The sequence below is a fragment of the Sphingomonas sp. genome, from assembly GCF_017745215.1.
In the GTDB taxonomy this organism is placed as follows: Bacteria; Pseudomonadota; Alphaproteobacteria; order Sphingomonadales; family Sphingomonadaceae; genus Sphingomonas.
In genome coordinates, this window is the sequence record NZ_JAGHZV010000003.1 from 247,241 (window position 1) to 258,655 (window position 11,415).

Annotated in this window: 10 protein-coding genes; 8 read left to right on the plus strand and 2 right to left on the minus strand. The window is 69.7% G+C overall.

Annotated elements, in window-relative coordinates; all coding sequences use genetic code 11:
- The 6 genes from J7495_RS05095 to J7495_RS05120 all read left to right on the plus strand — a co-directional run bounded on the left by J7495_RS05095 (window position 1) and on the right by J7495_RS05120 (window position 7,244).
- Window positions 1–321, plus strand: coding sequence for a hypothetical protein (locus J7495_RS05095; RefSeq protein ID WP_294055017.1), 321 nt, complete (start codon window positions 1–3; stop codon window positions 319–321).
- 381 nt (window positions 322–702) lie between these two features.
- On the plus strand, window positions 703–1,770 hold the full coding sequence (locus J7495_RS05100; protein ID WP_294055019.1) for a diacylglycerol kinase family protein: 1,068 nt from the start codon (window positions 703–705) through the stop codon (window positions 1,768–1,770).
- 119 nt (window positions 1,771–1,889) lie between these two features.
- Window positions 1,890–2,780, plus strand: a complete 891-nt coding sequence (locus J7495_RS05105) for a hypothetical protein (protein ID WP_294055021.1) — start codon at window positions 1,890–1,892, stop codon at window positions 2,778–2,780.
- A gap of 10 nt (window positions 2,781–2,790) precedes the next feature.
- The gene (locus J7495_RS05110) at window positions 2,791–4,290 is read left to right on the plus strand and encodes a polysaccharide biosynthesis protein (protein ID WP_294055022.1); all 1,500 of its coding nucleotides are present in this window, start codon (window positions 2,791–2,793) and stop codon (window positions 4,288–4,290) included.
- Window positions 4,291–4,326: 36 nt separating this feature from the next.
- Window positions 4,327–5,742 carry an MmgE/PrpD family protein gene (locus J7495_RS05115; RefSeq protein WP_294055024.1) on the plus strand — a complete coding sequence of 472 codons (1,416 nt, stop codon included), beginning with the start codon at window positions 4,327–4,329 and terminating at the stop codon, window positions 5,740–5,742.
- Window positions 5,739–7,244, plus strand: coding sequence for an NTP transferase domain-containing protein (locus J7495_RS05120; protein WP_294055026.1), 1,506 nt, complete (start codon window positions 5,739–5,741; stop codon window positions 7,242–7,244). Before J7495_RS05115 ends, J7495_RS05120 begins: the two co-directional genes overlap by 4 nt.
- 254 nt (window positions 7,245–7,498) lie before the next feature.
- Here the strand turns inward: J7495_RS05120 and J7495_RS05125 are convergent, their stop codons facing one another.
- Window positions 7,499–7,657 carry a hypothetical protein gene (locus tag J7495_RS05125; RefSeq protein ID WP_294055027.1) on the minus strand — a complete coding sequence of 53 codons (159 nt, stop codon included), beginning with the start codon at window positions 7,655–7,657 and terminating at the stop codon, window positions 7,499–7,501.
- Between the two features lie 2 nt (window positions 7,658–7,659).
- Window positions 7,660–8,106, minus strand: a complete 447-nt coding sequence (locus tag J7495_RS05130; RefSeq protein WP_294055029.1) for a MarR family transcriptional regulator — start codon at window positions 8,104–8,106, stop codon at window positions 7,660–7,662.
- A 106-nt stretch (window positions 8,107–8,212) separates the two neighbouring features.
- On the opposite strand from J7495_RS05130, the gene J7495_RS05135 reads away from it, so the two are divergent.
- Window positions 8,213–9,148, plus strand: coding sequence for a zinc-binding alcohol dehydrogenase family protein (locus J7495_RS05135; RefSeq protein ID WP_294055031.1), 936 nt, complete (start codon window positions 8,213–8,215; stop codon window positions 9,146–9,148).
- Window positions 9,149–9,385: 237 nt separating this feature from the next.
- Window positions 9,386–11,410 (plus strand): elongation factor G, encoded by a 2,025-nt coding sequence (locus tag J7495_RS05140; RefSeq protein ID WP_294055033.1) that lies wholly within the window; start codon window positions 9,386–9,388, stop codon window positions 11,408–11,410.
- Window positions 11,411–11,415 lie beyond the last annotated feature (5 nt).

Here is an 11,415-nt window from a genome sequence, read left to right on the forward strand (position 1 = left end):
ATGATGCGGATCAACCTTCGCCAGGTGGCGATCGCGGCGGCGCTGGGCAGCGCCGCGCTGCTCGCGGGCTGCGGCGGCCCCAAGGACGCGCCGGTCAACGAGGCGGCCAATGCCGGCGAGTTCGTCGAAACGTCGAACGCGATGGACATGAACCTGGTCGAGCCGGTGGCGACGCCGAGCGCGACTCCGACGGCGGCCACGACGGGCAACACCACCACGTCCGAGTTCAGTTCGGAATCGCAGACCTATGACGATGCGGCGGCGACCGGCATGACCTCGAAGCTGCCCGAGGACAATGGGACGCAGCCGGCGCAGCACTAAGTCGGATTCCCAGCGCTCGCGTCGTCGTCCCGGCTTTCACGGGGATGACGGCTTCCGGAGGTCTGAAAGGCCTCGGACCATCCCTTCGTCTAGTCGGGATACCCGTTCGGGTATGGCACGACCCAACAAAAGGCGATCTTGCGCCTTTCACCTCCTTGTTTCAGCTTGAACAAAGGCTATCTGTACCGATAGGTATGGTGGAAGGGCGGGGCGTGACGGCGGCAAACGTCGGGCGGCGGGCACGACTTCGGTACTGATGCGGTCGTAATAATGCCTCGTTCCGCGGCGATTAGCGCGTCGTGGCCAGGGTTGGCGTCACTGTTGCGTACCCGGTGTGAGCCCCGAAGGGGGGTTGTTGCAGAAAGGGGTTCCGGTTCGTCGATGGCCTTGGTTGCGGTCCTTTCCAATCCGTCTTCGGACGGAAACAAGACGCGACTGGACCGCGTGCGGGCGTTCTGCGCCGCGCGCCCGGACATCCTCCACATCGAGAGCCGGTCGAACGACATCGCCGACGTGCTCACCAAGATCGCCTTCGCCAAGCCGCAGGTGCTCGTGCTCAACGGCGGCGACGGGACAGTGCAGGCGGCGCTCACCGAGCTCTATGGCGAAGGGGCGCCCGATCGCCCGCTGCCGCCGATCGCGGTGCTGCCCAACGGCAAGACCAACCTCATCGCCAAGGACCTCGGCGCCACCGGCGACCCGATCGAAGCGCTCGAGCGCATCGTCGCGATCGCGCAGCAGGGCGTGGAACCGCATGTCGTCGGGCGCCAGCTGATCAGTGTGGACACCGGCGACGAGCGTCGCCCCGCGTTGGGCATGTTCCTCGCCGCAGGCGCGCTGGCGGACGTGCTGCTCTATTGCCGGCACAAGCTCTACCCGCTCGGCATCCCGAACTGGCTCGCACATGCGATCACCGTGGTGGCGGGGATGATCTCGGCGGCGACCGACTGGTCGTCGCGCTTCCTGCCCCCGCGCGCTTCGGAGATGGCGATCGGCATCGGCCGCCGCGAGCGGCTCAAGGGCCGCTACCAGGTGCTGATGGTCTCGACGCTGCGCGCGCTGGTGCTGACCGGCACCATCCCCGCCGAGCGCGAAGGCACGCTGCAGCTGCTCGCGATCGAGCGGCGCGGCTCGACCGTGCTGCGCGCGGTGATCGCGGGACTCACCGGCCGGCTGGGTCTCACGCCGGTGCCGGGCGTCCACCTCGTCAGCGGCGAGGATATCCGCTTCGAGGAAGGTCCGACCGACGTGATCATGGACGGCGAGCATTTCCGCGCCACCCAGGGCAAGCCGCTGATCCTGCGCCCGTCGCGCCAGGTGCGCTTCGTCAACCTCGGCCATTCGCATGCGCAGGGCGCAGCGTTGCCGGGCGATGTCTCGCTGATGCCGCAGGGCGCCGGCGCGGGCTCGCAGGCGGCGAGCGCGCTGCTGATCCCCGAACCGCGCTGACCTTTCCTTCCTTCGTCATCCCGGCGAAAGCCGGGACGCAGGGCAGCACACGGCTTCGCTCGTGACCCTGGCTCCCGGCCTTCGCCGAGATGACGGTTGAGGTTCAATCAAACCCCATCATGCTCTACGGCCGAACGATGCGCGATCCTGCCGCTCTTTCTGATCTCGTCCGCGGCGAGCTGGCCGCGCCGGTCGACCCGCGCGCGGCGGCGATGGCGGCGGCGATCGCGGCGACGGTGGGCGATGCGGCGCGCGCAGTGCTCTTCTACGGATCGTGCTTGCGCGAGAGCCAGCTCGACGGGCTGATGCTCGATTTCTACCTGATCGTCTCGGACTATCGCGCCGCTTATGGCGGTGGCTGGCTGGCGTTCGCGAACCGCGTGCTGCCGCCGAACGTCTTTCCCTTCGTCCACGACGGGCTCAGCGCGAAATACGCCGTGCTGAGCGAAGCCGACTTCCGTGAGCGCTGCGGGATCGGCGCGGGCGACGTGTCGGTCTGGGCGCGCTTCGCCCAGCCGAGCCGGATTGCCTGGGCGGTGGACGAGGCGGCGCGCGAGAGCATGGTCGCGAGCGTGAGCGGCGCGGCGCCGACGTTGCTTGCCTGGGCGATGCCGATGGCTGCGGGCGAAGATGCACTGGGCGTGTGGCGGCGCGGGTTCGAGCTTACCTATTCGTGCGAGCTGCGCGCGGAGCGCGGCGACCGCGCGGCGAAGATCGTCGCGCAGGACCCCGAACGCTACCGCGCCTTCGCCAAGGTGGCAGTGCTCCCCGCCCTGCCCGTCGATGCCGCGGCAGGCTGGGATCGCTTCCGCCGCCGCGGCAAGCGGCTGAGCGTGCTGCGGCTCACCAAGGCACTGACCACCTTCTCGGGCGGCGTCGACTACCTCGCGTGGAAGATCAACCGCCACGCTGGCACCAAGATCGAAGTAAAGCCCTGGCAGCGCCGCTGGCCGCTGGTCGGCGCGCTGGTGCTGCTGCCCCGCCTGCTCCGCCAGGGGGCGGTGCGTTGAGCTTGCCCGCGTGAACCAGGTAACCCGAAGCGACGTCGCGCGCGGGGCAGGCCTTGCCGGGCTGGCGCGGATCAGCGTGGCGATCGAGGCGCTCGCGCAGCCCTGGTACATCTGGCTGTTCGGGCTGGGCGGATACGGCGTCTACGTCGTGCTGTGGGGCGGGGTGAATTTCCTCTCCAACCTGCTCGACCTGTCGATGACCAGCGCGCTCCAGCGCGTCGTGCCCCAGCAGGGCGACGACACAAGAGCGCATGGCGCGGTCAAGTTCGCGCTCGCGCTCTCGCTGGGGATGACCGCGCTCGCGGCGCTGGCGATCACGCTCTTCGCCGGACCGATCGCTTCGACGATCTCGGCCGCGCCCGAAGATGCAGCGCAGCTGCCGCTGGCGATTGCGATCTTCGCCTGGGCGCTGCCGCTGTGGACCTTCGTCGAAGTCGCGACGTCCGCGGCGCGGGCGAGGCGCGCCTTCGGGCCCGAGATTCGCCTCCGGCTGTTCTGGGAGCAGATCGTCCGGATCGTCTTCGCCGGGCTCACCTTCGCGATCGGGCTCCATCACATCGGCCTTGTCGTTGCGCACCTCGCCAGCCTCGCGCTGACCGCCGCGCTCTCGCTCCGATTGCTCGGGCGCTACTACGATCTCGGCCTGCTCTGGCGAGCGCCGATCGACCGCGCGCTCGCCCGCAACGTCGCCGTCACCGGCCTCGCCCTCCTCCCCTCGGCGCTATCGACCCGCGCGCTGATCGACGCGCCGCCGGTGGTGCTCAACCTCGCCATCCCCGGCGGCGCCGGCGCCGCAGCGGCGGGGCTGTTCGAAGTCGGGCGCAAGCTCTCGACCGTCCCCTATATCGTCCGCCAGGCCTTCCAGTACGTCCTCGCGCCGCTCTCCTCGGCGCAGGCGCGCGTCGACCGGCAGGCAATCGCGGCGCTCTATCATTTCGCCAGCCGCGTCTCGACTGTGCTGGTGGTGCCGCTCGCGGGCTTCATGGTCTTCGCCGGGCGCGACCTGCTGAGCGTCTACCGGCGCGAGGCGCTGCCCGCGCTTGCGATCCTGACGATCCTCTCCGCCGCGCGCGCGTTCGAGGCAATCGTCGGTCCGGCGAGCGCGATCGTCGAGATGATCGGGCACCGCGGGCTGCCCCTGCTCAACAGCCTGATCTCGGTGGCGCTGTGGATCGTGCTCGCGGCGCTGCTCGTGCCGTCAATGGGCGCGCTGGGGATGGCGATCGCCGTCGCGGCGGGGGTCGTCGCGCCCGCCTGGGTGGCGACGATCGAGCTTTGGATCAGCGACGGCGCCTCGCCGTTCGATTCGCGGCTGGTGGTCGGGCTCGGCATCGCGCTGATCGGCGTCGCCGCGATGGGGCTCGCGGTGCAGGCGCTCGGCGGGCCGCTGCGCTTCGTAGTGCTGGTCGCGATCTGGTGGGGCACGAGCTGGCTGGCGATGCGCAACGGCCTCACTCGCGCCGACCGCGAAGGCCTCGGCGGATTCGCGCGGCGGCTCAAGCTGATCTGAGTTTGCTTCCGCCGGCCAAAGGCTTATCGGTTGGCGATGGAGTCCAATCCCGTCCTGGCCTTCGGCGCGTGGCTGGCCGACACGCCCGATCAATGGCCCGACGCGGCACGCGCGGCCGCGCACAATGCCTTCGTCGACGTGATCTCGGTGATCGTCCCCGGTACGCTCGACCCCGCCACGCGCAACGTCTTCGCCGCAGTGAAGGCCTGGGGCGACGGGCCGGCGACCGTCTTCGGGCTGGACACCAGGATGGCGGCGCCCTGGGCGGCGCTGGTCAACGGCACCGCGGCGCACGCGCTCGACTTCGACGACAATTTCGACCCCGCCAAGGCGCATGCCACCGCAGTGCTTGTCCCCGCGATCCTCGCGCTTGCCGAGCAGCAGGGCGCGAGCGGCGCGGCGTGCATCGATGCGTACATCGCCGGGCTCCAGATCCTCGGCCGCGCCGGCCAGGGCGTGAACCCCGCGCACCGCAACCGCGGCTGGCACGCCACCGCGACGATGGGCGCGATCGGCGCGGCGGCAGCTTGTGCGCGATTGCTGCGGCTCGACGCGCAGCAATCGGCCTATGCGCTGTCGATCTCGACGAGCATGGCGAGCGGCTTCATGTCGCAGTTCGGTACCATGACCAAGCCGCTCCATGCGGGCCTCGCCGCCAAGGCCGGCGTGATGGCCGCCAGCCTCGCGCAGGCAGGCGTGACTGCGGGCGTCGGCACCTTCGACGGGCGAACCGGCTTGAACCGGCTGATGGTCGGCCCCGACTATGAAGCGCTGCGCGACGCGATCATCGATCCCGAGCATGGCCAGACCATGCGCTTCGAGACAAGCCATGTCGGCGACCCGCTGCTGATCCTGTCGAGCGGGCTCAAGGTGAAGCGCTTCCCCAATTGCGCGAGCGCACACCGCGCGATGGACGCGCTGCTCACCCTGATCGCCGAGCACGGCTTTGGTGTGGATGATGTCGTGGATATCCAGGTCCGCGCGCCGGTCACGCACCTCAACAACCTGATGTACACCGATCCGCAGGACGCGGCGCAGGCCAAGTTCTCGATCGAATATGCGCTCGCGGTGATCCTGCGCACGGGCAATTGCGGGCTCGCCGATTTCGAGAACCGCGGCTGGGAAGACCCCGCGATCCGCGCGCTCTACCCCCTCATCCACCGCGTGCCCGTGGACAAGTCCGAAGGCGAGTTCCCGACCGAGGTCGAAGTGCTGCTGGACGACGGCCGCAAAATAATGACCGCGGTCAGCATGCCCGCCGGCAGCCTCGCCGCCCCCTTCACGCCCGCGCAGATGTGGGGCAAATATGACGCCTGCGTGACGAGCATGGTGTCGACGGCGCAAGCGGCAGAGCTCCGCCAGGCGCTGAAGGCACTGCCCGGGCTCGCCAGTGTTTCCACCCTCACGGCCGCGCTGCGGGGACCCTTCGCCCAACAACAGGATCGCCAATGACCGACAAGCGCTACACTGCCCTCGTCCTCGCCGCGAGCCGCGGCAACCAGGATCCGCTCGCCCAGGCCGGCGGGGTGAGCCACAAATGCTTCATCGACATCGCCGGCGAGCCGATGCTGCGCCGCGTGGTGAAGGCAGTGGCCGACAGCGGCCGAGTGAAGCGGATCATCGTCCAGATCGAGCCCGAGAGCACCGAGGAAGCCAAGGCGATCCTCGCGCCGCTGGGGCTCGAGGCGATCACCGTCTACACGCCCTCAGGCAGCAGCATCGGCACGAGCGTGGGCGCGGTAGCGGAAACCTTCCCCGACGCGCTGCCTTTGGTGATCACCACGGGCGACAATGCGCTGCATACGGCTGAGATGTTCAAATATTTCTGCGACCACCTCGACGACCTCAAGGTCGACGCCGGGCTGGGGCTCACGCCGGCGCGCTACGTGCTCGAGAAATATCCCGAGGGGAACCGCGCCTTCCACCGCTTCGCCGATGGGCAGTTCTCGAGCTGCAACCTCTATGCGCTGCTCACCCCGCACGGGTTCGAGGCGGCGAAGGTGTTCAATTCAGGCGGGCAGTTCGGCAAGAAGCCCAAGCGGCTGATCGGCGCCTTCGGGCTGGTCGCCTTCCTCGTCTACAAGAGCCGGCTGACCAAGCTGAACACCTTCCTGCGCTTCCTCTCGGGCGTGCTCAAGGTGAAGACCGCGCCGGTGGTGATGCCCTTCGCGGAAGGGCCGATCGACGTCGATCGGATGGTCGACTGGGAGCTGGCGAACCGGATCGTCGCCGAGCGCGAGGGGACCGAAGTGAAGAAGCCCGGACCGGCGTCGGCGCCCGTCGCCGCGGTGGCCGCTGCACCTAAGCCTAAGCCCAAACCCAAGGCGGCGAAGAAGCCGATCGAGCCCAAGGCCGAACCCGAAGTGGTCGCTGCCAAGGCGGCCGAGCCGAAGAAAGTCGCAGCCCCGAAGGCTGAGGCAGCCGCCCCTAAGCCGGCCAAGCCCGCGCCGGCCGCCAAGAAAGCCGCTGCGCCAAAGGCGGAAGTCGTCGCACCGGCCCCCGAGCCCGCGCCTGCCAGGCCCGCGAAGAAGACTGCCAAGCTCGCTCCGCCCTCGGCCCCGGTGAAGACGCCGGTGAAGAAGATCGCGGCGCCCAAGGCGGTGAAGCCCGAGCCCGCCGCGCCGGTAGCCGAGGCCTCGGCACCCAAGCCCGCGCGCAAGCCGGCAGCGAAGAAGGCCGCGCCGGTGGAGGCGGCGGCCGAAGCCCCCGCGCCAAAGCCGGCGCGCAAGCCCGCCGCGAAGAAGGCGGATGCTCCGGTCGAGACGGTCGCCGAAGCGCCTGCCGCCAAGCCCGCGCCTGCGCGCAAGGCTCCGGCGAAGAAGCCTGCGGGCGAAACCCCCGCCCCCACCGCCAAGCCGGCCCGCGCCAAGGCACCGGCGAAGGCCGTGGCGGACGCTCCCGCTCCGGCGCCTGCAAAGAAGCCCCGGTCGAAGCCCAAGGCGGATCAAGCCTAAATTCAGTCGTCATCCCGGCGAAAGCCGGGACCCAGGGCAGCAAAGCGATGTACTCCGTTACCCTGGGTCCCGGCTTTCGCCGGGATGACGACTGTGTTGTAGGTTGACACGGTTGACACCAGTCATCGCAAAAAGCCTCGGCCGCCGCGATCGACCAAAGCGTCGCCCGGCACGCGTCACGATGAGAAAGAGCGCGGCCAACGCTCGCAGCTCAATTCCCACATTGCAAATCCGGGCATGGTCGACGGCGCGCCTCAGGCCACGGCCTTCACCGGCGCGCCGCCCCTCCGGCGGAAATTGCAGGGAGTCCGCCCGAAATATGCTTCGGCCTCACCGGCGCCGACCAGATGGGCCACGGCGATCTCGGCCAAGATGCGCTGACTCCGGAGGCCCGCCGCGAAGACCCTGCGCATCGTCACGTCACCGTCTCCCCTGCCCCGCCCCGCATCGTCTCGGCGAAGCGCCGGACCAGGCGGACGAGATCGCGGACGTCCTGCGCCTCCCAATCGGCGAAGGCGGCGCGCATCAACCGTTCTCGCGCGACATCGATCGCGTCGGTCATCGCCTTGCCCGCGGGCGCGACCACCGCTTCGCGGACGCGGCGGTCGACTTCGCTCGCGCGGCGCTCGACCAGGCCGAGTTCCTCGAGCTTCGCGACCTGACGGCTCACCGTGGTATAGTCGCGCCCCACCCGGTCGGCGAGGCTCACCACGCCGATCGGACCCAGCCGCTCGATCAGCACCAGCAGCGGGAACAACGCGCGGTCGAGCCGGATTCCCGCCGCCGCGATCAGCATCTCGTCGCGTTGCGAGCCGATCATCGCCGCGACGATGTCGAGCACCGCACCGTGCAGTTCGCGCAACTCCGCGCTTATATGTGTATTTTGCACATTTTCGTTTGACGGCATCCGCGGCTCCTCGATATATGTGCATTATACACACAATAACGCGAGTCGAAAGGAAAAGCCGATGAAAGCCGCTGTCGTTCGCGCGACGGGGGAAACCCCCGTCCATGCCGATTTCGCCGAGCCCCTCGCTGCCCCCGGCGAAGCACGCGTGCGCGTCGCTGCCTCGGCGCTCAGCCATCTCACGCGCGGCCGCGCCTCAGGGACGCACTACAGCTCGAGCGGCGGCTTTCCCTTCGTCGCGGGGGTGGACGGCACGGGCGTTCTCGACGACGGGCGCCGCGTCTATTTCGTGCTGCCCCGCGCACCGTTCGGCGGGATGGCGGAGGAGACCGTGGTCGACATCGCCCGGATCCTGCCGCTTCCCGACGGACTCGACCTGGTGACCGCCGCGGCGATCGCCAACCCCGGCATGTCCTCGATGGCGGCGCTGGTCGAGCGCGCGCGGCTGAAGCACGGCGAGACGGTGCTCATCAACGGCGCGACGGGCGCCTCGGGGTCGCTCGCGGTGAAGATCGCGCGGCACCTCGGCGCGGCCAGGGTGATCGCGACCGGGCGTGACGCGACCGCGCTCGAAGCGCTGGGCGCCGATGCGACGGTCCAGCTCGGCGGCGACGAGCGCGTGCTCGACGCGGCGCTGGAGGCGCAGTTCGAAGGCGGGGTGGATGTCGTGCTCGACTATCTCTGGGGTCCGAGCGCGCGGGCGGCGCTGATCGCGGCCGCGCGCGCGGGCGAGGACGGCGTGCCGATGCGCTTCGTCCAGATCGGCTCGGCGTCGGGCGGCGAGATCGGGCTGCCCGCGGCGGTGCTGCGCTCCTCCTCGATCGAGATGATGGGCAGCGGGCTGGGCAGCGTGTCGCTCGAAGGGCTGATCGGCGCGATCGCGCGGGTGTTCGACGTGCCGGGGCTCGCGCTGCCCGTCCAGGCGATGCCGCTCGCCGACGTCGCCGAGGCCTGGGCGGCCGATGATCGCGCTGGACGGATCGTGCTGACGGTTTGACCCTAACCCAACGCCGTCATCCCGGCAAAAGCCGGCCCCCCCAGCGTCAAGCAGGACGTCGCTCGCTGCCCTGGGTCCCGGCTTTCGCCGGGATGACGGTTGGAATGCGATGAACTGTCCTGTCCCTCCGCGCCGACCCCCTTGCCTTCCTGCACGAAGAGGCAGACCCTCCGAGGTTCCGGAAGCGAGTCTGCCTCTGGCACGCCCCAGGCAGGCGAGCACAGGAGGAGAGAGACGATGAAAGGAAATCAGAACGGCCCCAGGGCCGTTGCGCTCGTGGGACCCGCGGGCGCCGGCAAGACGAGTCTGGCCGAAGCGATCCTCTTCGCCAGCGGCGCGATCCAGCGCCTCGGCGCGGTCGCGGCGGGCACCAGCGTGGGCGATGCCAGCCCGGAAAGCCGCGCCCGCGGCGGCTCGACCGAACTCAATCTGATGCGCTTCGAATGGCTCGGCGACGGCTTCACGCTGATCGACTCGCCCGGATCGCCCGGCTTCGCCGCCGATGCGAACCTGGCAGTGCTCGCCGCCGACCTCGCGCTCGTGGTGATCGACGCCGATCCCGCGCGCGCGCCCCTCGCCGAACCCGTGCTGCGATGGCTCGAGGCCCGCGGCATGCCTCACGCGCTGTTCGTCAACAAGATCGACCAGGCGCGCGGCACGATCGAGGAGCTATTGGAAGCGCTTCAGCCGATGAGCGCAGCGCCTTTGGTCGCCCGCCAGATCCCGATCCGCAAGGGCGAGCAGGTCACCGGCTATGTCGATCTCGCGCTCGAGCGCGCCTATCTCTACCAGCCCGGCAAGCCCAGCGAGCAAATCTCGATCGCCGACGCGATGCGCGACGAGGAGAAGGCGGCGCGCTTCCACATGCTCGAGCAGCTCGCCGACCATGACGATGCGCTGCTTGAGCAACTGATCTCGGACGAGACGCCGAGCCTCGACACGGTGTTCGGCGACCTTGCGAGCGAGACGCGCGCGGGGCTGGTGGTGCCCGTGCTGTTCGGCTCGGCCGTCAACGGCTTCGGCATCCGGCGGCTGCTCAAGATGCTGCGCCACGACACCCCGAGCGCGGCGGCCACGGCGGAGCGGCTGGGAATCAAGGCCCCGGCCGCGCAGACCTTCAAGGTGCTCCACGGCTCCACCGTGGGCCGGCTGGCGCTCGCGCGCGTGTACGGCGGGGCGCTGAGCGAAGGCGCGGAGCTCTCGGGGATCGGCGGCAAGGCGCGGTCGGGCGCGCTGTTCACCATCCAGGGCGCGAACACGGTGAAGGTCGCGCGGGCCGAGCCGGGCGAGATCGTCGGCATCGCCAAGGCCGATACGGTGCGCGCGGGCGAGCTCGTCGCGCTAGGCGCCGCGGCGTGCGGCGAAGGGCTCAAGCGCCAGGTGCCGGTGAGCAATTGCGCCGTCGCGATCTCGGCGATGGACCATAAGGACGACGTCCGGCTTTCGACGGCGCTCGGCAAGATGACCGAGGAGGACCCCGGGCTCCATTGGGGCGCCGACGAGGCCTCGGGCTCGACGCTGCTCCATGGGGTGAACGACGAGCATCTGACCGTCGCGATCGACCGGCTCAAGCGGCGCTACGGCGTGGGCGTCAACGTCCAGCCACCGCGCGTCGCCTACAAGGAGTCGGTGCGCAAGCCGGCGAGCCAGCGCGGGCGGCACAAGAAACAGTCCGGCGGGCACGGCCAGTACGGCGACTGCGTGATCGAGATCAGGCCGATCGAGCGCGGATCGGGGTTCGTCTTCGAGGAGAAGATCACCGGCGGGGCGATCCCCAGGCAATATATCCCCGCAGTCGAGGCCGGGGTGCGCGACGCGATGGAGAAGGGGCCGCTGGGCTTCCCGGTGGTCGACGTCGCGGTGACGCTGACCGACGGCTCGTTCCACAGCGTCGACTCGTCCGAGCTGGCGTTCCGCACCGCGGGGCGGATCGCGATGGCCGAGGCGATGGCCAATGCGGCGCCCTATATGCTCGAGCCGATCGCGCATGTGACGATCCAGTCGCCGGGGAGCGCGACGTCGCGGATCACCTCTGCCGTCGCCAGCCGGCGCGGGCAGCTGCTCGGTTTCGCGCCGACGCCGGGCTGGTCGCGCTGGGACACGATCGAGCTGCTGCTGCCCGAGAGCGAGCTGCAGGGGCTCGAGGCAGAGCTCCGGTCGCTGAGCCAGGGCATGGCGCGGTTCGAGGCGCGGTTCGATCACCTGGCCGAAGTGGCGCAGAAGCTGGCGGGGGAGATCCGCCAGCGGGTCGAGGTGGTCTAGCGTCA

What these genes read in the sequence shown, in the direction of transcription:
- J7495_RS05095 (WP_294055017.1), top strand. Translation starts at nt 1, where the DNA reads ATGATGCGGATCAACCTTCGCCAGGTGGCGATCGCGGCGGCGCTGGGC.
- J7495_RS05100 (WP_294055019.1), top strand. Translation starts at nt 703, where the DNA reads ATGGCCTTGGTTGCGGTCCTTTCCAATCCGTCTTCGGACGGAAACAAG.
- J7495_RS05105 (WP_294055021.1), top strand. Translation starts at nt 1,890, where the DNA reads ATGCTCTACGGCCGAACGATGCGCGATCCTGCCGCTCTTTCTGATCTC.
- J7495_RS05115 (WP_294055024.1), top strand. Translation starts at nt 4,327, where the DNA reads ATGGAGTCCAATCCCGTCCTGGCCTTCGGCGCGTGGCTGGCCGACACG.
- J7495_RS05120 (WP_294055026.1), top strand. Translation starts at nt 5,739, where the DNA reads ATGACCGACAAGCGCTACACTGCCCTCGTCCTCGCCGCGAGCCGCGGC.
- J7495_RS05125 (WP_294055027.1), bottom strand. Translation starts at nt 7,657, where the DNA reads ATGCGCAGGGTCTTCGCGGCGGGCCTCCGGAGTCAGCGCATCTTGGCC.
- J7495_RS05135 (WP_294055031.1), top strand. Translation starts at nt 8,213, where the DNA reads ATGAAAGCCGCTGTCGTTCGCGCGACGGGGGAAACCCCCGTCCATGCC.
- J7495_RS05140 (WP_294055033.1), top strand. Translation starts at nt 9,386, where the DNA reads ATGAAAGGAAATCAGAACGGCCCCAGGGCCGTTGCGCTCGTGGGACCC.